Raw genomic sequence first — 22,361 nt, 5'->3', positions numbered from 1 at the left:
AGATTAAAGCCAGCCAACAAACCATTCAGGTTGTACAAATAGATTGAAATAGCTAACCAGCGCCATAATGCCGACAAACACCACCGCTACCGACATCCACTGCCGGGCATACGGCATAAACGGAATGCCAATCACCGGCTTGATGAAGAACGGATGCGCAAAGGCAGAAATCAGCACCTGCGAGATCGACAGCGTCAGCGCTACGTACCAGACATTTGGATAGATCCACGTGGTTGCCAGTACCGCGACCACAATGATACTGGCCACAATGTTCCAGTAAAACTCGACGTTAGTCCGGCCATTGGCCTGCGATATCGCGCCGGTCAGGCCGCCCATCGGACGCAGCATGCCAAACAGCAGCATCAGTGGGATCAGATGTCCGACCGCTTCATGCGCCGGGCCGTACAGCAGGCGCACAATCACCGGTGACAGGATACCAATCGCCAGGTACATCAGGCTGCTGAACAGCATGATCATGAAGGTGCCCTTCAGGAACAGCTTCTGCAACTGCGCGGGCTCATGCTGCGTTTCCGCAAAACGCGGCAGCGCCAGACGGTTGATCACCGGCGTCACCAGCTTCAGCGGTTGCAACACCAGCTCTTTCGCCAGCGAGTAAATCCCCAGCATGTCCGCACCCATCACTTTACCGACAATCAGTGAGTCAGCCTGGGTACGTAACTGGTTAATGGTCTGCGAGCCGAGCTGATAAACGCCGTACTTCATTGAGCTGAAGAAGGTGGCTTTATCGAACTCAAACGTTGGCCGCCAGGATTTTTCACCAAACCAGATCATGCACGCAATGCGCATGGCGGCGTTGGCGAATAACCCCAGTATAACCGCAGCCACATTTAACGAGCTGTAATACAGCATCGCTACGGTCAGCGCAAAGGCAAGAAACTTGGTGACCATTTCTATTTTAGCCAGCAACACCATCTTCTTGGCTTTAATAAAATGCGCCTGATATTGCGACAGCGAACCTAACACCAGGAAGTTTAAGCTGGTCAGCATAATCAGCCCGGTCAGTTGCGGTAAGTGATAGAAATACGCAATCGGCCAGGCGATGGCGATCAGCAACAGTCCGGTCAGCAGGCTGAGCAACACGTTTACCCAGTAAATGGTGCTTTGCTCTTTGCGGGTAATGTTCTGGCGATGCACGATATAGCTGCTCATCCCCATATCCTGCAGCACCATCGCCACCGCGAGGATGGCATTGATAATCGCCAGAATCCCCAACTCATGCGTTTCAAGCTTTCGGGCCAGTACGCCTAACTGGACGACTTGTAGCACCGCAGCAAAACAGGTGCCTCCAAACAGCCATGCGGCCTGGTTTTTTAAACTACTCACGCAAGTTGCTCCAACAATTGTGCCAGCTCACGATAGGCAATGTGTTGGTTGAATTCCGTTTCGACTTTCTCCCTGGCCGCCGCAATCACCGGCGCTACGTCCACATCACCTTTCGCCAGCTTCAATAAAATCTCACTCAAGGCTTTCGCGTCCCCTTCTGGTGCCAGCCAGCCAGAAACGTTATTTTCAATCAGCTCCGGGATGCCGCTGTGGTCAGTCGACACCACCGGCAGGCCAACCGCCATCGCTTCCATCAGCGCGACGGGAATACCTTCCATATCGCCATCGGCAGCGGTCAGCGAAGGCAGCAGGAAAATATCCGCTTCATCCAGGTAACGCTTTATCTCTTCCTGTGGCTTGAAGCCCACCATCTTCACGCAATCTTCCAGACTGGCGCTGCGAATGGTGTTGCGTAACTCCTCTTCCATATCACCGTTGCCGATGATGGTGTATTCAAAGTTCGCGCCTTGCGCCTTCAGGTATTTGCAGGCTTCAACCGCCACGCCCAACCCTTTCTTCTCGGTCAGGCGGGCAACAGAAACGATGCGTAATGGCGTGTGCAGCGCCTCACGGACTTTCATATTGAATTTTTCAGGTTCAATGCCCATGCGGGTGACGTGAATCTTCTCCGGCGGACAGCCCATGGAGATCAGCTTGTTCTCCCACAAATGGCTGATTGGCAGTAGCAGTTCTGTCTGACGGAAAAGATTGGTGTAGTCCAGCTTGTGCTCTTCCAGAATATGGCGGCGGGAGATATCCGCGCCATGGAAGACTGTGGCCTGTTTACCTTTCAACACGTTCAGCTCACGCAGTTTGTTGGCCAGCGCACCGGCATAGCCAAAGTGCACCAGGAAAACATCCGCGGTGAAGGTCTGCTTAGCATGGGCAACAATCGCCGGCAGCAGCAGCTTGCTGGACTGGGCGCCGTAGCGCCCAACGTTGAAGGATTTGAGCGTGGTCAGGCTGAGGATTTTTGGCAGCACAATCTGCAAACGCTGCTTCAGCTTTTCCGCGTTAGTTACCTTCTCTTCCGGCAGAAGATAATGGGTTTTCTCCGCCAGATTGTAGCGATCGAACGCACCGTGCCGGTTTACCAGGTCGCCAGGAAACACCGAGATGATCTCAACGTCATAGCCACTGTCGATAAAGTGGGTGACCTGGTTCAGCACGAATGTTTCCGACGAGACCGGAAAACGCATTGTGAAAAAAGTTAGTTTCATCGGTTCACCCTAAAATCTTGACGACGTCTTCGGTGATTTTATTCCCCAAAACCCTCTCCTGCTCTACCGCGCTATCAACCTGCTGTTTGACCACATCATAGTTATCGAGAATGCCGTTAACTTTCGTGATGATGCTGCCATCCATCAGACTCTTCACATCGGTAGCCATTTCTGGCAGGCCGAGCTGGTTCATCACGCCGAGCGATTTGTGTTCATAGTTAATCGCCACGGCTGGGGTGCCGAAGTTCATGGAAATGATTGCAGAGTGCAGACGAGTGCCGATTGTTAAGTGGCTACGCCCTAAAAGGATACCCAATTCAAGGTCATTAAATTCGTCCATGATGACATGGTACTTATCTTTCTGAACGACGTGGTCGCGCAAGGTCATCGCCACCATACGGTCGTCTTTATTGTAGCTGTCGATACCGGTACAGGTAGACAATGCCACTACCTGATAACCTTTGTCGATCATTGCATTGATCACCTTACCAAACGCCATCTCATACTCTTGCTGGGTGACACCAAGACGTTTGTCAAATGGCGCCAGCTCACGCACGGTAATCGCGATGGTTTTTGTTGAGGAGATCAGCTGCTGCCAGTGCAGCAGGTTGTGGCTCGGTTCTTCAACTTCACGGGCACGCACCAGGAAGGCGGTATCAGCACCTTTGACCACTTTTTCGGTGGTGATGCTGCCCTGCTTCATCATGTCCAGGCTGACGCTTTCACGCAGCACAAGGCTGTTGACGCGCGAGAAGACAAAGTTAGCAATCTCGTTGAATCTTTCTTTCTGGAAAGGCCCAACGCTGTGGCCGATCATATAGATAGGCTTTTTAGCCAGTAATGCACACAGAGAATGCTCAAACTGCAGCGGACCATACAGGTCAACGAAGAACGAACCGCCTACCTGAATAATGGCATCGTACTGCTTCAGCTTATTGGTAAAGTCCTGCAGGTACTTGGGTACCGCCATTGACTTAAACAGTCCACTTCCGCTGATGTGCGCCATCATGATTTTTGGCATCAGACGACGTTTAACTTTGTCCATAAACTTGTTTTTCCCTTTCTTGGTTTCAAGAAAGAGTTCATCCGGCATGATCTCCTGCTGCAGCAGATAGCCTGAGCTGGTTGGATAGCGACTGATTACATCAATTTCCAGATCGGTCCTTGCGAGGTTAAGCGAATCAATGAGCCCGCGTAAAATAGCGCCATCACCACGATTACCACACGTATGATTGCCAACTAATAAGATCTTCATAAAAACTCCAGAAATAAAATTTTTGTAATTTTACAGGCTATCACTAACCATAAGTGGTTAATTAATAAGTATTATTGTTCGAAACCCCGAACGCTCATCAATACAGCTGTACCACCTAATGCCCGCTGAGCCCCTCCCTGTCAGAAAGGCGGACAACGGGCAGTGACGGCAGATTGTTTTCCGCCGTATCCTTGATTATTTAAGGGCAAAGTAAGGCATGGCGACTTGCTTACCGTTAATCACCATTGAGACATAACCTTCCGGTTGAGCCGTGTTCACCTCATCTGCTTTCAGCAGACGAGATTCCAGTAAAACATCGCCTTGTTCATTGGCACCGATACCCGCTTTTCCGTTGTGAAGCGTGAAACGCTGCACCGCATGGTGAGCATCAGCACCGGTCGGCGCTTTGGCAAACTGCATCTCGCTGTCGAAGCGGGCACACTTGCCGGTCATAAAGCGGTCTTTGGCAGTGGACTTCATCAGCACGCCGGCTGACGCCAGCCAACCCGCTAACTTCACGAAAACGCGGGTATCGGTGTCATACGGCGTAACGTACATCACGTCGACGATCGGGCTGGCCCCTTCGGCATGCCAGCTGGCCTCAAATTTATGCGTCTTACGCTGCAAACTGATGATCGCTTTACCACCGGTGCTTTTGCCGTCCACCACCTGGGTGAGCACGCTTTTATCGGTGCCGTTGCTGAACGACGCCTGACCAAAGATTTCGATTTCCCAGTTATCACCGACGTCAGGCGAATAGATATTGCCCAACTCATACCATTTTTCCTGATTGGTATTGTTGATGATGCGGAAGCGCGAGGTCAGGTAGTTGTATTTCATGCTGCCGTCGACGGCGACGCCGTAAGACTCAACGCGCGTCGACCCCCGCTCCCAGGCACCGAGCAACTCTTTACCCTGCTGCGAGTTATCAATCCAGCTGCCGGACTGCAGGCTGGTCTGACGCATATTCAGACGGGCAAAGTGGGCAATCAGCGGGTTTTTACAGGCTTCCAGACTCAGCGCATCGATAATCCACTGGCCGTTAGAGATGTTGCCTGGGTTCTCAGTATGTTCGATCCAGCCGTTATGGATGATCGACTGACCGCAACGCTCCAGATTCAGCACCATCCCTTCGGTGCAATACTGCGCATTGAAGTTAGACAGCTCGATGGCCGTGCTGTGGTCCCACTTGCCCTGCGGCAGGTTTGACCAGATGGATTTGATCACATCGCCGGTACAGTGGGTGGCATACCACTGATCGATTTTACAATCGAGGGTATCCATCAGGCTCAGTGAGGTGCCGCCCATGCGCACAAAGCGTAAGGAGGCGCCACGGAAGAACTGGCCACCCTTACATTCGTTGAGGAAGAAGCCCTGTTTGTTGGGCTGCGTGTCGGTGCGACCATTGACGTTCAGGTTACTGATTTCCACCCAACGGGTGTTCACTTTGAAAATAAAGTCCGATTTCCCGTCGGAAACGATATTGGTCGCCGGGAAGTAACCGAAGTTGACCATTGCCCCGGACACGCGGAAGAAGCGGGTCTGTTCGCCGGAGAAGTCACAGCCACTGACAAAAAAGGTTCCGGCCGGGAACTGTACGCAAATCTGCTGGTTCGCCTGTTGCGACCAGTTGTACATCGCTTTGATCGCCGGAGCCGCATCGGTTTTGCCATCATCGATAGCGCCGAAATCAAACAGCGTCAGACGGTTAAAATCTTCAACGACACGACGCCAGTGATAGCCCGGACCGGAGAAAATCACCCCGCCATCGTCACGGCCCGCTTCGAAGGTGCCGACGAACTCACCGCCGCCCTCTTCCAGGCCGTCGTGCCAGCTGCTGAGTTTGACTTTTGCCCCTTCAAACAGCGGACGCGTTTTACGCAGCTCATCAACCGACGGGATTTCGCCAATCAGCTGATAGCCCGCAGGTTGTGCCAGACGCTGGCTGAAATTGTTGGCACCCGGACGGGAAACATCGGGAATGTTAAACAGCGATTTACCGCTGTCATCAACCACCGCCATCGAGTGCGCCGGATCGGCAATCAACGCGGCATTGTCATCAATAAACTGCTGGAAGTTACCCTTATTGAGCGCAATCGGCTGCTCAATTTTAGACAACTTGCCGTTGGCATTTTTTAGAAAAACATCAATCAGATTACCTGCCTGAGTCGGGTCCGTACCGGCTTTACCGATATAGAGCTTACCGCTGAAGGTTTTCCAGAAGCGGTCAGGCATGGTGTAAATATTTTCAGGCGTCAGGACCGGCACATCCTGCTTCGGCACGTCTCCCGGGGAGACATCTTTCAGCGAAACAGAGGCCTTTTTATCAGCGGCCTGACTGGAAAACGAGCTCACAGAGAGGGCTGCAAGAATCGATGAGAAGCCGGTAATTAATTCTCTTCTTTTCATTCAAGTAATCCCATAGTCAACAGACATTATTGAGGTGTGGCGTGAATTTGATTTCCAGAGGCAGTTCTTTACTGGACGGCGTCAAACCAGCCAGTGAAGGTGCTTAACAGTTAAACCAGAGAGAGCCAGCTTTCTTTAATCACCTTGCCATCAAACTTCAGCGAGGTGGTTTTGGTCTTCTCACTCATGGCGTAGAACAGCTCGTCGTTATGTGCGAGCTGGTTCATTTTTGCAATAAAGGTGGCACGGTCGTTCATTGGCACCAGGAAGCCATCGACGTTGTCGTTGATGATTTCCTGCGGCCCGGTTGGGCAGTCATAGGCGACTACCGGCATTGACCAGGATTTCGCTTCCAGCAGGACCAGCGGCAGGCCTTCATAACGTGAGGTCATCAGCGCCATATCACTGTCGCGGTAGTAATCGTTGATATTGGAAACGCGGCCAACAAACGACACGCTGTTGCTGATATTCAGGCTTTTCGCTTGCGCGATCAGCGCATCTTTCAGCTCGCCGTCACCGGCAATCACCAGTTTCCAGTCCGGGTTGGTCGCCACAAAACCCTGCCAGACGTCCAGCAGCAGATCGAAGCCTTTCTGGTGGTCCAGACGGCCGACTGCCAGCGCCTGACGGTTGCGCGTGGTTCTTTCGAAGTTTTTGAATACCACCGGATTGGGAATGGTCTTGCTGGGGATCCCCCACTGCGTAAAGACGCTATCGTCTTTATCGGTCAGTACGATGACGCGGTCGTAATAACGCAGCATGAGATATTTGAGGAATTTAATTGGCTTGCTGAAGGAATTAATCGCAATGTGTTCGCAGGCGTAGGTTCTGGCTGTTTTCTTTTTCAGCGAGAGCATGTTCCAGAAAGCAAACATCACGCTGAGGCGACCCATGCTGATCAGGAATACGGTGTCGAATCCCTGCTCATTGATGCGTTTTACCGCACTGCGGATCGGGTTTTTCTCACCTTCAAAACTGACAATCTGCTTCACTTTCTCGAAGGGATAGAAGGTCTTACCTGAGCCTTCGAGGGAGTAAATCACCACTTCATGTTCATCGCCTAAGCATTCAGACATAAAGTTGCATATGTTCTCGGTTCCGGCGTAGGAATAGGCGTCTTTAATCACCAGCACTATTTTTTTCATCGCGGACTAACCACCTCTGTCACATCAATGTTAAAAACCCGGCCCGCAGCGCCAGCCAGTGGCGAAGTGCGGGCCGGGTTACGGTGTTCGTCTTTCTCAGACTGAAACGTTTCAAGCCACAGCAATCATCTGTGCTTAAGCGTGAACAAAACGCCGTTAACCATGTACCAGACGTAATAGTAATACACTTTTAGTGGATTGTTTTTATAGATAAATCTTAATAACTCTAGGTGCCACTTCGCCGCTTTGTTTTTATTCCGCGAAAGGGAGTCACCCAGCTCGTAGTAAACGACCAGATTTTTCTCAATCACTCGCGCCTGCTTGTACTGTTCAAACAATTCGTAGAGGAATAAAAAGTCCTCGTGCCCCTTTTTCTGGAACATAATATTGCGCGCCGGGCGACGGAAACAGACCGATGAGAAGCAGATACGGAACTGCTTTTTCACAAAATTATCTTTCATCAGGTAAGGCTTGCTGTAGGTCACGTCGTAAGACTTGGTGCGGGATTTATAACCGTAATGGGAAATGACCAGATCGTCGCCAGCGGCCATCGCCTGAGTTTGCAACATCAGCTTATCTTTTTCCCACTCATCATCACTGTCGAGGAAAGCGATAATCTCTTCGTTCGCTGCCAACAAACCGACATTGCGGGTTTCCGCCGCACCGAGGTTCACCTCGTTACTGAGGATAGTGATACGGGCGTCGCGGCAGTGCTCCTGCACAAAGGCCAGCGAGTCATCGGTGGATTTATCGTTAATCAGATAGATTCGCCAGTCTGTCCAGGTTTGATCAAGTACCGATTGTACTGCCCGCAGAACCGTGTCCCGCGCATTGTACATGGGGATGATAATGCCCACTGTGCCGATTTGATTTGTCATCTGATTTCCTGAATCTGCATCGCTGAAGCGTAAAAATGGAAAGAAAAAAGGCCATAACATTCATGGCCTGTGAAGAATTCGGTGCGCGTCTGAACTACATCCCTGCCGCAGGCGGTGGCGTAAACGGCAGCGACGGTTTCCTGAACTTGAATTTCATAAACGGCTTCTCGATATACAGGTAGGTCAGCTTCGACAGGCTGAACGACACCACAAAGAACACCGTACAAAACAGCAGGCAAGAGAGCCACGACTCTTTAAGATAGAAGACCGGGATCTTCTTCATGAAATACAGCACGATGCCATGCATCAGATACAGGCTGTAACTCACTTCCCCTATCGACATCAGGATTCTGTTTTCCAGTATGCCGAAAATCGAATTACCGCTGCACGCCACGGCGAAAATAATCGACAACGAGGCAAAGAAGAACAGGTAGAACAGCGCATTACTGGTGAACAATAATGAGAATGCCGCGAGAAATACGCACAGCGCAGCCGCCGGTTTTGACTCTTTCAGCGGCGCCAGCAATGAAGCGTAGCGGTAGCAGAAGAAGCCGGTGGCAAAACCCAGTACCGGACGCGGATCGCAATACGACTGGCTGTTAAGGCGAATGCCGTAACCCACCGCAAAAATGGCGGCAATGCTGCCTAAAACCAGGGTGGTGGTGTGCTTTCTTTTGGTCAGAATATTCAGGTAATACACCAGCGGAATCGAAGCGTATAGCAACCATTCAATGCGTAATGTCCACTCGACGCCCGCGTTTACAGCGGAAGTATTAAAGTCCCCAATATGGTAGTTGCCGACAAACAGCATCCACATAACGAAGTCTTTCAGGGTGGTCAGTTGGTCAGGCAGCTCGCCGTTGAACGCCCCAATCGTAAACACCACAAACCCGGTAAACCAGAACATCGGCACGATACGCTTTACCCTGGAGGTGAAAAGGCCGGAGGTGCTGTATTTCTCGGAATAGATCAGTCGGTAAAACAAAAAGGCTGAAATCATAAAGAAGATCAGCACACCGAACTTGCCGGCGTTAACAAAGAAATTCCCTTCTGAGAACCAGGAGAAGTAATCCTTGTTATAAATCCAGTCATGATCGATAGAATATAAATAGTGTGCTACGTGTGAAAAAGCCACAATGGCGGCCAAAAGACATCTCAATCCAGAGAGACTTTTTACCCCTTTATCGTTATAAATCCCTTTATCAAACGACAACCCTTTGAGGATTAAAACAGACAACGACAGTGAAATTACCATCATTAAAATGTACATGTTCTTATTTTTTGCTCTGTGTAAATAACAATTAAAAAGAACTACCTGTATTGGGCCAGTTGGTGTCCAAACCCTTTATCAAGCAGTTGGAAGGTTTGCTCAGCCTTGTTTTTGTAGAGACTCTCGGACGGATGAATACAGTCTGCTGACATCAGAGATTGCCAGTTATCCAGCGTCTTAATCCGGTTGTACTGCGTAACTAAAGGAACAGAGAGTTCGCTCGCAACTTCAGCCAGTTTTATCGCATACGGACCTACATTCCATTTCTCCGCTTTTCCACACAGTGGGTTGGGTTCCTGTAATACCACCTGTTTGCCATTGTTCCTGGCAATAGTGACCAGTTTAATCATGATGGCTTTATAGTCGTCCGGACTTTCAACATACCCGTCCATATCATTGAAGCGATAATGACGGGCATCATTGATGGCGTAATTCAGCAGCACCAGTTGCGCGGGGGACTGCTTCATCTGCTGGTCCCACGGCATTTTACTGCCATGCGTCCCGCGCAGCAGTTCCAGCGCTTCGGCAGAAGGAATGCCGCGGTTAACCACCTCGACCCGCGAGCCATATTTTTCCTGAAGCGCCGCGTTGAGGAAGCTGATTTCGTTATTTTTCAGGATGGTTTGCCGGCCACCTTTCGGCGTGGTCACGCCCTGGGTGGTGGAGTCGCCGTAGGCTTCAATCACAAAGCGATCGCCAGCACTGGCCGAGAAAGCCGTCGCCGGCAATAAAGTCAGCGACGTTAATACGATAAGTTTCTTCATTCCCTGCCCTGATTAGTTGGTCAGACGGAAGGTATCAGAAACGGTGTAACCCACGACGGCCTGCTTCACCTGGATGGTGTTGTAGTAGAGGTAATACGCGACGATCAATAACACCATCATATAAACCGGCAGCTTCAGTACCCTTTTGGCGTAGAACACCAGCGTGGCCAGCACGATCGGTTCAACCTGCAACAGGTAGTTCGACAAACGCGCGCCTGACGGATAGTCATAGAAGAAGATCCTGACCGCACCACCGATTGAGAAAATCAGGATGATCAGGTAGTTAAAGCTGTATGCCTGCCAGTCGGTCTCTTTCAACTTTCTTGACAACATAAAGTAGCAGAAGACAAAGACCAGAATGATGTTCTTAAAGTTAGCGATCGAGAATACCGACGTCGGCTCGGTCGAATCCCCGTTACTGTAGTCCGCCGCACGTTGTCCCAGCCCCCCGAGATGCGAGGAGATCAGCTGAACAAAGTTATTCCCGCCGACTTTGGATAACGGCACGCTGACCAGAATAATCATGATCGGAATAAACGGCGACTTTCTGATAAACAGGAACGGAATAATGGTGACGGCAATGACCGCGGTGTTATGGCTGAAGAACGACAGCAGGAAGAAGGCAAACGCCCACATCTTCTCGCCGGTAAACAGGAAATAGACAAAGCCGAGGAAAAAGGCCGAGCTAAGTCCGAAGCGGATCTGGTTCATATCTTTGTTGATAAAGATATGCGCTGAGTACAACGCCAGCGTCAGGATCGGGTACGGAGAAAGCCTTTTAAAGAATGCGGCGTTGATCGAGACCGAGATTGCGCAGTAGATGAAAATCAGAATATCGGCGTTTTTCGATACCACACTGGCAATAAAGGCGATAACAAAGGTCAACGGCTCATAACGGAAGAAGGCAATGGTCTGCCAGACGCCGTTCACTTCAATACGTTGCAGGAAGTCATGATAGAAACTGCGGTACTGATAGTCATCCATTCCCGTTCCGAGTCCGCGGATACCGCCAAAGACAATCAGAACCAGAACGCAAATCAGAAACAGGTACGTGGAGATTTTTTGACTATTGTTATTCCCCTTCGTAATAACTTCCAGTATTGAAAGTAATGCGATAAACCCTGAAATATACCAGTATGGAGACATTTAAGCTTTCCTTATATTTTCCAGCTTAATATACAAATTTTCTTAGATTTTATGGGTAAAACTTGCAGTGTGTAGTTGCTCATCCCAACAGGGTAAAATTGCCCACAACGAGACGTTTCCGTGTTCTGTTGCCGGTTTACTTGTTTCCCAGTCGCTCTTTGAATTTGTCTTTCAGGCGATTGATGAAATAGGTGCGGTTATCTTTATTGGTCAGGAAAAAATAACGCATAAAGCTGACGCTGGCATGCAGCGACTTGCCATCCATCTTGTAGCGAAGCGGCAGCTTGTAGGCGCGGTAAGTATTGATATCGCGCTGCGTCAGGTAAGGCTTCATGTTATCCAGCCAGAATTCGGAATACTTGACCGACTCACCTTTGTGCTTGGAACCAAATTTGGTCACCAAATGGTAGTTAGCCAGCGGCTGGGCAATCATCACAAATTCATAGCCCTTTTTATCGGCACGAATGCAGAAATCGTAATCCTGATGACGGATGTACTTCGGGTCAAATTTAATGTCTTCAGCATACTCACGCTTCAGCACAATGGTGCTGGTCTGAATAAAGCCGTAGCAACCGAACAGATATTCAGCAACGGTTTCGGTCCGCGCTACCGGCTGCATTGGCATCACCTTCAGGAAACTTCCGTCCTGAACGATGTTCACCTGGCTGAAAATAATAAACTTCTGTTTGCCCTGCGCTTCCAGCTTTTGAATCTCTTTCAGTGACTCAAGCAGCTTGTCTTTATGCCACTCATCATCCGCATCGAGGAAGCTGATGTAATCGCCGGTCGCCAGTTCGATACCTTTATTACGGGCACCGGATCCGTTCAGCTTCTCCTGCGACAGCACCAGATTAATCTTCAGCTGGCTATATTTCTCTGCCTTCACCACTTCCGCCAGTTGCTCAGCATCAGCGGATTTATCATCAATGATGATCACTTCAAAGTTTTGGTAGGTTTGCGCAGCTACGCAGTCGAGCGTGGTGACAATTGATTCGGATGCATTGTATGCAGGAATGACAATCGAAAAGAAAATATCCTTCATTATCAGGCACCTTTTAAACGTCCAGATGAAACGGCCTAACGAATAACTCCCCTGCCCTGCGGCTCAAGGGGAGCAAATTAAAAGAACCTTTCCCGGTCAAAGCGAAAAGGTTCTTCTTTATTACTTAGCTTTTCGCATCCTGCTTGTACTGGTAATCGTAATAGTCATAACCGTAGCCATAGGCATTGGAGGCTTTACGTACCACGGCGTTAAGGATCACGCCCTTAATTTCAATACCATTCTGTGCAAAGCGCTTGTAACTGATATCCACTTCTTTCAGCGTGTTGGTCTCAAAGCGAGCCACCATCAGTGAAGTGCCTGCCAGCTTACCGATAATAGAGGCATCGGTAACGGCGAGGATTGGTGGGGTATCAATCAGCACCAGATCGTAGTTCTTGCTTGCCCACTCCAGCAGGTCGTTCATGCGGCTGTGCATCAACAGTTCTGAAGGGTTTGGCGGAACCTGACCGCGTGGAATGAAATCAAAGCCGAAGTCGCCGCGCTGTACCAGGTCAGTGGTGAATGGCGTTTTGCCAGACAGCACGTTAGACAGACCGACTTTACCGCTGGCGCCTAACAGTTCGTGGGTATAACCACGACGCATGTCACCATCGATGAACAGCACTTTCTGACCGGCTTTCGCCACCAGGGTTGCCAGGTTGGCACAGATAAAGGTTTTACCAATACCCGGGCTGGCACCGGTGATCATCAGGATGTTGTTTTTGGCTTCCATCATCGCGAAGTGCAGGCTGGTACGCAGGCTACGAATCGCTTCAATGGACAGGTCAGTTGGATTGCCCAGCGCCAGCAGCGTGTTGTGTGGGTCAGTTTTGCCCTGCACATTACGTTTGGTGAGCGCTTCAGCATCCTTCTTACGCTGCCATTCGGACAGTGGGACGCTGGCGTAAACGCTCATGCCCAACTCTTCCAGCTGATCCGGACGGTCGATACCGTGGTGGAACATCGCTTTCAGCACGATATAGCCAACGGAGAACATCAGGCCCAGAATCATGCTGGCTAAAATCAGCAGCATTTTCTTAGGTGCAACCGGGCTACCGGCGGTTTCGGCGGTGTCTACAATGCGAACGTCACCCACGGTACTGGCTTTGCTGATGTTAAGTTCCTGTTGACGGTTCAACAGCTGCATGTAGATTTCCTGACCGGCCTGCACATCACGCGTCAGACGCACTATATCCTGCTGGGTCTGCGGCATCTGGCCGATTTTGGTGTTCAGCTTTTTCTGCTCATCCAACAGCGTCTGGCGTTTTTCTAACAGCGCGCGGTAAGTCGGGTGATCTTTCTTAAACAGCTGAGACACTTCGGCTTCACGGAAGGTCAGTTCGTTCAGCTGAGTCTGGATGCTGACAGAAGAGTCCAGCGCAGACTTCGCTTCCAACGACATATCCACCGAGTCATTCGCACGACGGTAGGTATTCAGCTTGTCTTCTGCAGCGTCCAGCTTGCCACGCACATCCGGCAGCTGCTTCTTCAGGAAGATCAGGCTTTTCTCAGCTTCTTCAGATTTACGCTCAACGTTCTGGCCAACATAGTTGGTGATAATCTGGTTCAGCACGTTGCTGATCTGTACCGGATCCTCACCGTTGTAAACCAGACCCAGCACGCCGGTGTCTTTGCCTTTATCCGCGACGTTCAGGTTATCGTTAACCATCTTGATAGCCTGCAGCTCAGAAAGCTTGGTCGCGGTGAACGTGGTGCCGGCATCAATACCCTGAATGGCTTTAACCATAATGGTTACGCCTTTCTGGTTTTCTACCTCACCCACTTTGCCTTTAAACAGCTCGTCACCATCTTTGCTGACGGTGTAGCTGTCCGGGCCGTTGACTTCGATTTCAACGTTACGTTTTTCCCAGTCCATCGGTACGGTCAGCAACGGCACGTCGAGCGTACCCGGCTTGTTACCCGCCATACGTGACAGGCCCTGGCCAATCACCGGCAGGTAGTTCTGCTGTACCAGCACGTCCAGACCCAGGTCATGAACCGTTTTGCCGATAACCATACGTGAAGTCACAATCTGCACTTCCGTGTCAGACGTTGGCTGCGCGTTTGGCATCATTTGGGTCAGGTCGTTCAGCACGGTGTTCGGGTTTTTATTCTCTACCTGCACCATCGCATCCGCACTATAGATAGGCGTGGCGAACAGGCTATAAAGGGTCCCTAACAACATAAAAAGCGCTGTGACAGCCACAATTACCCAACGATGGTCTACCAGTTGTCCCACAAGATGCGCCAGATCCCATCCATTGGAATCGTCTTTTTGCGCGGACGGTGCCTTACTTTTTATATTCATGGATATTCTCAACTATCGGCTTAATGCGTTGACCCATTTCTGGGCAGCGTTTTCGAGTATTCCGTACACGGCTTCAAAGGCTTCGCGGCTTTTCTTATAGGGATCCGCTATTTCCTGTTGGTTAAGCCAGTGGCCAAATAACATGGTCTTGCCACGTACGGAAGGGTTGATGCGGTTGACCAAATCGACATGTTTCTTTTCCATCACCAGGATCAGATCGTAATCCCGGCACATGCCTGAGGTCAGCTGTTGGGCGACGTGCCCATCCAGTGAGACCCCATGTTGATCGGCCACGCTGCTTGCTGTCCCATCGGCTGCCTCGCCCACCATGGCACCGAGCCCGGCTGAAGCGATTTTTTTATCTGGCAATGCCGATTTGAGTAACCGCTCCCCGGTGGGAGAGCGGCAGATGTTTCCGACACAGACCACTAAGATTGAATTAATCATAATGTTCCCCGGTCATTACCAGTTGTGAATCGTCTGGACGTTACGTGTTGCGTCGTAGAGGCCACTGATGGTTGGGACCAGCTGCGAAATCACGCGGTTCCAACGTGCCAGAGGCGTTGCCGTAACGTAAACGATGTCGTAAGGCTGCAGTTGGAACTCAGAGCCCATGACCATCGCCGAAGCGTCTTTGGTATTCAGCTGATAGATATTCGCAATCTTCTTACGATTGTTGCCTTTGATAGGGCGGATTACGAATACGCCGGTGGCATCGGCCACGGTCTGATCCATCCCCTGAGCAGTGCCCAGCGCTTCCGCCAGCGTCATACCGCTGCGGTCCATTTTCAGGGTGGCAGGCTGTTTCACTTCGCCCATTACAAAGACTTTCAGATCGTCGTTGCGTGGAACGTAGAGAATGTCGCCCGGATAGAGCAGATGGTTCTGGGACAGGTCGCCATTTTGCATCAGCGCCTGCAGTGAGATAGGCATCTCTCGACCGTTGTGCGTCAGCACAACGTTACGCCAGTCGGCCGTAGCAGTCAGACCGCCTGCGGCGTTAATGGCATCAAGGATAGTTAACGGTACGTTAGTGATTGGCTGCTGACCGGAGGTGGTCACTTCGCCCGTCACGTAGGCTTTTTGCGATTTAAATGACGCTACGCTGACATCGACCTGCGGGCTTTCGATGTACTGCGCCAGACGACGAGAAATCTCATCACGCACTTCCTGCACCGTGCGGGTGGCAACGCGAACGCGGCCAATGTACGGATAGAAGATGGTGCCGTCTGAATGTACCCAGTTACCGGTATCGCTCGCGCTGCGGTACTGGCCAGCTGGCGTAGTCAGTTCAGGGTGGTCCCACACGGTGACGGTCAATACATCGCCCACACCAATGCGGTATTCATAGTTCTGCAATTCGTTCTGCAGGCTTGGGTTAGGCTGCGCAACGACAGGCGTTGGTCGCATTTGCTCAACCAGACCTGGGGTCATAGGAAAGACGTTGACGTATTTATCAATATCGAAGTCACTATCCTGCTGCTTAATGACATCTTTTCCGCTGGTGGAAAGGTTACTACCCGGAGCGATGGTACATCCGGAAAGAAGTGCTGCCGATACCATCAGGGGTATCAATTTCGTTTTGATTGTGATCATCTGGTTCTTCGCTATCAGTAAATTGATTGATAGTGGCGAGTCCGCCGCTGTGTAGCGTCATGCAAAATGAATAAGGTGAAGCAACTGTTCAAGCACTGTAACTGTCAGTCATTATCTTTAACTCCCTATCCTTTTTTATGTCTTGCCGGATTGATTAAAGCCGACGCTTAACATTCATCAAAAAAAAGTTTGTTTAGCTCGCAAGTCAATGACAGTTAGCAGTCAAAAGACACTCTTTAATACCGGGACGAGCCGACAACGCCCGCCCCGTTTTGACGGGACGACGCCCCTGTCAATAAGCCCCATCACGTTTCAAAACCACACCAACCGTTTTGAAAAGAATGGCGATATCGTTCCACAGTGACCAGTTTTTTACGTACCAGGAGTCAAAGTAAACACGAGTTTCGTAATCAACATCATTACGGCCACTCACCTGCCACAAGCCGGTCATGCCAGGTTTCGCCATAAAGTAGTAATCCACATCACCCGCGTAACGCTCCAGCTCATCTTCAATGACCGGACGCGGACCCACCAGACTCATTTCACCGCGAACCACATTCCACAACTGCGGCAGTTCATCCAGGCTGGTTTTACGAATAAAGTGACCAATACGCGTAATACGCGGGTCGTTTTTCAGTTTGAAGTCTTTATCCCACTCGGCCCGGGCAATCGGGTCGGTGCGCAGCACTTCCTCCAGCACTTCTTTGGAGTTAACGCACATTGAGCGGAACTTAAGGCATTTGAATTTACGGCCGTTCATACCTACACGTTCGTGACCATAAATCGGGTTGCCGCCATCGCGCGCTACCATAAAGATCAGTACCGCCAGCGCAGGCATTAACATGGTGATGATGCCCAGCGCACCGATAATGTCGAACGCGCGTTTCACGATGCGTGAGGTGCGCTTAGCCAGGTTATTACTGACGCGCAAGATCATCACTTCGTGGCTGAAGATATATGCCATATCCGTGCCATATAGCGGAACGCCGCGTAAAGAAGGTATCACGGAAACGGAACGGCAGTTATGTTTCGCCAGATTTTTCAGCCACAAATCGCGGAACTGACTCTGCTCATATTCAACGGCCACGATAAACTGCGTGTCGCCGTTCACCAGCTGCCACAGCGCATTCTCTTCGCGGACGACAGGAATACCAAATAAGGCTGGGGCTGGCGTACCGCCATCAACATCGTAGAAGGCCACAACATCGAAACCCATCACCTCTTCGCTTTGCAGCGCCAGGTAGGCTTCTTCGGCGTTTTTGCCGCTACCGATAATAATCGTTTGTCTTTTCCACAGACCGTAGTGGTTAAGAATACGCTTCACGATGGCGCGGCCAATTGGAATTAAGATTAACGCCAGAATCCAGGTTGTGACCCAAATCCAACGGGACATTTCCCATTTGGATAATGCGGTAATCGACAGGTCGATCACCGAGAAAATCAGAATAGTTCTGAATATTTCTTTTAACTCAAACCAGAATGGCTTGCGATAAGTATAGTGGCGCTGGCGAACCCAGAACCAAAAGATACAGACCACAGAGAGAATAATGTGTGTCGCTATTTTTAACTGCAGCGCTTGTAGAGAAATATCGCTCAGAAGATTTCCGGGCAATGCATTAATCAACAAGATTGCAATAAACAAAGAGGCATTAAAAAAGACTAAATCTGAAAGTGCCAGTGATAGTTTAATTAACAACCCTTTAAAGGTGAACTCTATATCGCGCATAGTTAACTCTTAATTTTTTCTTCGGAAGCCTGTGATTTATTAATTTCCACCACTGAAAATAATTGCGTGTTTTTTACTCACGTCATTTATTACACAGGAAACGTATTTGGGAGTCGTGTTAAAGGTCATCGTAACTGGCAGAGCGACAAGAGAATTGACATGTAAAATCAACAACAACGGTAGTGACACCCCAGCTTGCCCGCCCATTCCTGGTCTGGCACGCTACCGCCCCTGGCTTGTAGCTGCCAATGCGCTGTAACGCTGCTTTACCTTGTTGTTTTTATCCTGTCCTCTCCGGGCTCAGGCTAACGTGTTTGCCGTCTTAACGTGTTGCTGTTCACATAAAAAGAGATTAAGACGCCGTTACTGCGCAAATTGCGTCATTAACGCAGACATTTACTAACACGTTGCTATACTAGTTATTACTGGCCTGTTTACAAGAGGCTGTCCCTGCCCGCACTGTCTTTTAGGATTAAGACTACCTTTCGTTCCAGTCTATACCTTGCATACACTCTCCCCCTTCTGGATAAAATTCAGATTAATTCGATCTCTTAAGATTAATCCTGAACGGATTGCGTCAGCCGAGAAGTATCACCGAATTTCCGCTCACAACCTATGCGAATAGTCTTGAAAACTCCGGCAGCAAAATACTCCGGATTTATCTTAGTAAATTCATTTGATGATTATCCCGCCAGTGACGATAAACTGAGCTTTCACTTCAGCTGACTCTTCCGATTATTTGTTGAATCGCTGCCGATTCACTATCATCATCTCAACTGTTTCAATCTTTGCAGGTGTGTGCGTAATGTTCGAATGGATCGCCGATCCCTCTATCTGGGCTGGCCTGGTCACCCTTATCGTTTTAGAACTGGTCCTGGGGATTGATAATCTTGTCTTTATCGCCATCCTGGCGGAAAAACTCCCCCCTGCCCTGCGCGACAGAGCCCGTGTCACCGGCCTGCTGCTGGCATTAGTGATGCGGTTGCTGCTGCTGGCATCTATCTCCTGGATCTCCTCCCTTATTACGCCGCTTTTCACACTGATCGGGCACCCTTTCAGTGCACGTGACCTGATCATGCTGATTGGCGGGATCTTCTTACTGTTCAAAGCCACCATGGAATTGAACGAGCGGCTGGAAGGCAAGGATGAGGATGAAAACCCACAAAAGCGTGGTGCTAAATTTTGGCCGGTTGTCGCGCAAATAGTGGTCCTGGATGCGGTGTTTTCACTGGACTCGGTGATCACCGCCGTTGGCATGGTTGATCACCTCGCGGTGATGATGGCCGCGGTGATTGTAGCCATCTTCCTGATGCTTCTGGCCAGCAAACCATTAACAAGATTTGTTAATGGACACCCGACGATCGTCATCCTCTGTCTTAGCTTCCTGCTAATGATTGGTTTCAGCCTGGTCGCCGACGGTTTTGGCTATGAAATTCCAAAAGGCTACCTTTATGCCGCGATTGGCTTCTCAATCATCATCGAAGCGCTGAATCAGCTGGCGCAATTTAACCGTCGCCGCTTCCTTTCATCAACCTCGCCATTAAGGAAGAGAACCGCAGAAGCGGTGCTGCGTTTATTACGCGGCAATCATGAACCGGCCGAACTGGACTCGCAGACCTCGGCACTGGTGGCCGACAATATTGAAAGCCAGGCGATTTTCAATAAGCAGGAGCGAATGATGATTGCGCGGGTGCTCGGCATGGGCCAGCGCACGGTCAGCAGCATCATGACCTCGCGCCATGATGTTGAGCATGTGGACCTCAGCGAGTCGCCTGAGAAAATCATGTCACTGCTCGATCTGAATCAACATACGCGCATCGTGGTGACCGATAACAGTGACGATCCGCTTGGCGTGGTGCACGTTATCGACCTGCTGAAACAGTCCCTGCACGGAGACAGTCTGGATATCAGGGCGTTGATCCGCCAGCCCCTGGTGTTCCCCGAACAGCTCACCTTACTGCCCGCGCTGGAGCAATTTCGCACCGCACGGACGCATTTCGCCTTTGTGGTGGATGAGTTTGGCTCGGTGGAAGGGGTCGTGACATTGAGTGACGTGATGGAAACCATCGCCGGCAACCTGCCCAATGAAGGTGAGGCGATCGATCCGCGCTACGACATTCAGCAAAATACCGACGGCAGCTGGACGGCCAATGGCCATATGCCGCTGGACGACCTGGTGATGTATCTGGAGTTGCCGCTGAATGAGAAGCGGGAATATCACACGCTGGCAGGGTTACTGATGGAGCATATGCAGCGGGTGCCGCAGCAAGGGGAAGAGATTCAGGTGGGGGATTTCCTGTTCCGTACGTTGCAGGTAGACAGCCACCGCGTCCAGAAAGTGCAAATCATTCCGTTGGCGGTGACTGAAGAGCCGGATTACGAAGTCTGAGCAACTTCCCGGCTCCTGCTACATGTCTTTAAGCAGTTTCTGTACTGAGCTGTTTTTATCGCTGCTCTTGTTACGATCCGACCACTGCTGTAGCCGTTTTTTCGCTTCATCCTGCAGCTGCTGGCGCAGCACCTGGTCGACCTGTAATGAGTAGTTCAGCCCAGACCACGGCCCGTAAATGCGCAATGGCACCGGCGTCGACTGCAGGCGTTTCACCAGCTCATCATCGCCCTGCCAGCCATTCGTCACCGTTACACCGAAGGTCATGTCCGCTTGCTGGCTCGCCAGGTTGACCTGCCCTTTGCCGCTGTAATCCAGCATCGAGGAGTGTCCCTGCACTCCAGGGAAGGTCAGTAAGCCGTTATTGAGCGAGGCGTTACCTTTAATCTGCTGCAGATTGTTTTCCTTCGCCGCATCGGCCGGCCCACGAACCCGATTACTGTTTCTTTCTACCGCGCGCTGGATCATCTGCTGGAAGTTAAGCCCGGCCATCTGGGCATTATCCAGCGTCAGCTCAGCGTTACCCTGCCAGGCCTGCTTAAAGGAAGGCACCGTCAGGCCAGAGCCGCTGAAGTTTCCGGCCAGCGACAGATCGCCGCTAAGGGAAGCTGGCAGAGCAAAGGCTTTCAGCAACGGTGCCACGGCAATGTTTTTTAACGTCGGCTGCAACTTAACCATCGTCTCAGCCGTGCGCACATCAATACTGCCTGGCAGAGAGAAGTCCCCGCTGCCGGCTTTACCGCTTAAGGTCGCCAGATTCAGCAAGCCACCTTTACTCGACGCACGCAGATTAACCTGGTCGAAATCCATGCCTCGCCAGCGCATTTTATCAACCGTCAGCGCAACGTTGCCGTCCATCGCATTGAGCGGCGAATTAGCATTATCATGCTCAACCGGGCGGGAAATGACCGGGCCAGGGCCCGAACGTTGCGCCTGGACCGTCTGGCCACCGTCGGCACTGTCCGGCTCCAGACCCAATAAGGAGTCCATATTGAGCAACGGTGAGTGCAGGTCGACATTCAGCTGCGGACGGGCTCCGAGCATGCCGCTGGCGCTGCCATCAAGCTGGCTGTCATTGGCGGTCAGTGAGAGATTTTTCAGGCTGAAGGCCTGATTGTCTCCCGCCCACTCGGCCTGCATTTTCATCTGCCCTTTCAGCCCGTCTTTCGGCAGGTCGGCACCGGTCATCTGGTAATCCAGCTGATTGATGGCGGCGGTGAGATGCTGAGGATAGCGGCTGACGTCCAGATCGCTGTTGAGGTTGAGCAGCAGTTCGCGCTGATCGCGATTGATACGGCTGCTCAGCTCAATGTGCGCCTGACGCTTACTGTCCTGGGATAGCTGAAGGTTGAGATCACGAAGATTGAGCTGCTCGCCGTTATCCTGTTGCCAGATCAGCAAACTGTCGGCAATGCGCAGTTCGGCAATATCAAACTTCCAGCCATGGGTAACGCCTTCGTCCGGGTTGTTCCCTGCCGGGCCGACGGGCGCATTAGCCGGACGTTGCGCTTCGCTGTCCGGGGTGAGATTGAACACCGCCCCTTTCAGCATCACCTGCTTCACCGACAGCTGGTGAGAAATAAGCGGAAGAAGACTGACATCAAGACGCATATTGCTGGCGCTGACCACCGGCTGCTTGGCACCCGGCGCGGTCAGCGTCATCTGACCGGAAAGAATGCTCAGCTGCGGCCAGACATGCCAGCGCAGATCGCCATTGAGCGCTAAACGGTAGCCGCTGCGCTGCTCAACCTGCTGAGCCATGTAACCGCGAAAATCGTTGGGATTAACCAATAACACCAGCGCAGTCATTCCGGCCACAATTACCACCAGCAAAATAGCCAGCGTGGTAATAAATCGTCTCATGCCTTC

At 51.0% G+C, this 22,361-nt stretch carries 16 protein-coding genes; 1 reads left to right on the top strand and 15 read right to left on the bottom strand.

The window, feature by feature from the left end:
- Positions 1-3 precede the first annotated feature (3 nt).
- From ACXKZG_RS07705 to wbaP, 14 genes are all read right to left on the bottom strand, one after another.
- Entirely contained in the window at positions 4-1,344 is a 1,341-nt protein-coding gene (locus tag ACXKZG_RS07705; RefSeq protein WP_013202947.1) for a lipopolysaccharide biosynthesis protein, read from the bottom strand.
- Complete coding sequence (locus ACXKZG_RS07700; protein ID WP_455916097.1) at positions 1,341-2,564, bottom strand: glycosyltransferase; 1,224 nt, start codon at positions 2,562-2,564, stop codon at positions 1,341-1,343. Before ACXKZG_RS07700 ends, ACXKZG_RS07705 begins: the two co-directional genes overlap by 4 nt.
- A 4-nt stretch (positions 2,565-2,568) precedes the next feature.
- A complete protein-coding gene (wcaK, locus tag ACXKZG_RS07695) occupies positions 2,569-3,819 on the bottom strand; it encodes a colanic acid biosynthesis pyruvyl transferase WcaK (protein ID WP_013202949.1) in 1,251 nt (416 codons plus the stop codon).
- A 195-nt stretch (positions 3,820-4,014) separates the two neighbouring features.
- On the bottom strand, positions 4,015-6,228 hold the full coding sequence (locus ACXKZG_RS07690; RefSeq protein WP_013202950.1) for a phage tailspike protein: 2,214 nt from the start codon (positions 6,226-6,228) through the stop codon (positions 4,015-4,017).
- A gap of 110 nt (positions 6,229-6,338) precedes the next feature.
- Positions 6,339-7,373: a glycosyltransferase family 4 protein gene (locus ACXKZG_RS07685; protein ID WP_488875939.1), complete on the bottom strand. Its 1,035-nt coding sequence runs from the start codon at positions 7,371-7,373 to the stop codon at positions 6,339-6,341.
- Positions 7,374-7,498: 125 nt separating this feature from the next.
- Positions 7,499-8,251 carry a glycosyltransferase family 2 protein gene (locus tag ACXKZG_RS07680; RefSeq protein ID WP_041692062.1) on the bottom strand — a complete coding sequence of 251 codons (753 nt, stop codon included), beginning with the start codon at positions 8,249-8,251 and terminating at the stop codon, positions 7,499-7,501.
- 94 nt (positions 8,252-8,345) lie between these two features.
- The gene (locus ACXKZG_RS07675) at positions 8,346-9,386 is read right to left on the bottom strand and encodes an acyltransferase family protein (RefSeq protein ID WP_488875938.1); all 1,041 of its coding nucleotides are present in this window, start codon (positions 9,384-9,386) and stop codon (positions 8,346-8,348) included.
- Positions 9,387-9,562: 176 nt separating this feature from the next.
- Positions 9,563-10,285, bottom strand: a complete 723-nt coding sequence (locus tag ACXKZG_RS07670) for an SGNH/GDSL hydrolase family protein (RefSeq protein ID WP_488875937.1) — start codon at positions 10,283-10,285, stop codon at positions 9,563-9,565.
- A 12-nt stretch (positions 10,286-10,297) separates the two neighbouring features.
- The gene (locus ACXKZG_RS07665; protein WP_041692063.1) at positions 10,298-11,431 is read right to left on the bottom strand and encodes an EpsG family protein; all 1,134 of its coding nucleotides are present in this window, start codon (positions 11,429-11,431) and stop codon (positions 10,298-10,300) included.
- A gap of 136 nt (positions 11,432-11,567) precedes the next feature.
- Complete coding sequence (locus ACXKZG_RS07660) at positions 11,568-12,473, bottom strand: glycosyltransferase family 2 protein (protein WP_013202956.1); 906 nt, start codon at positions 12,471-12,473, stop codon at positions 11,568-11,570.
- 124 nt (positions 12,474-12,597) lie between these two features.
- On the bottom strand, positions 12,598-14,781 hold the full coding sequence (locus ACXKZG_RS07655; RefSeq protein WP_206403962.1) for a polysaccharide biosynthesis tyrosine autokinase: 2,184 nt from the start codon (positions 14,779-14,781) through the stop codon (positions 12,598-12,600).
- Between the two features lie 12 nt (positions 14,782-14,793).
- Entirely contained in the window at positions 14,794-15,228 is a 435-nt protein-coding gene (locus ACXKZG_RS07650) for an arsenate reductase/protein-tyrosine-phosphatase family protein (RefSeq protein WP_013202958.1), read from the bottom strand.
- A 15-nt stretch (positions 15,229-15,243) separates the two neighbouring features.
- Entirely contained in the window at positions 15,244-16,377 is a 1,134-nt protein-coding gene (locus tag ACXKZG_RS07645; RefSeq protein WP_041692064.1) for a polysaccharide export protein, read from the bottom strand.
- Positions 16,378-16,669: 292 nt separating this feature from the next.
- Positions 16,670-18,103, bottom strand: a complete 1,434-nt coding sequence (gene wbaP / locus ACXKZG_RS07640) for an undecaprenyl-phosphate galactose phosphotransferase WbaP (protein ID WP_013202960.1) — start codon at positions 18,101-18,103, stop codon at positions 16,670-16,672.
- Positions 18,104-18,908: 805 nt separating this feature from the next.
- Here wbaP and ACXKZG_RS07635 point away from each other — a divergent pair.
- The gene (locus ACXKZG_RS07635; RefSeq protein ID WP_134824569.1) at positions 18,909-20,492 is read left to right on the top strand and encodes a TerC family protein; all 1,584 of its coding nucleotides are present in this window, start codon (positions 18,909-18,911) and stop codon (positions 20,490-20,492) included.
- An 18-nt stretch (positions 20,493-20,510) separates the two neighbouring features.
- Here ACXKZG_RS07635 and asmA read toward each other — a convergent pair whose 3' ends face one another.
- Positions 20,511-22,355 carry an outer membrane assembly protein AsmA gene (asmA, locus tag ACXKZG_RS07630; RefSeq protein WP_488875936.1) on the bottom strand — a complete coding sequence of 615 codons (1,845 nt, stop codon included), beginning with the start codon at positions 22,353-22,355 and terminating at the stop codon, positions 20,511-20,513.
- Positions 22,356-22,361 lie beyond the last annotated feature (6 nt).

It is taken from the genome of Erwinia sp. 2186 (assembly GCF_057812255.1).
Note: the sequence above shows the minus strand (reverse complement) of the source record. Positions and strands in the feature narration are given on the sequence as shown.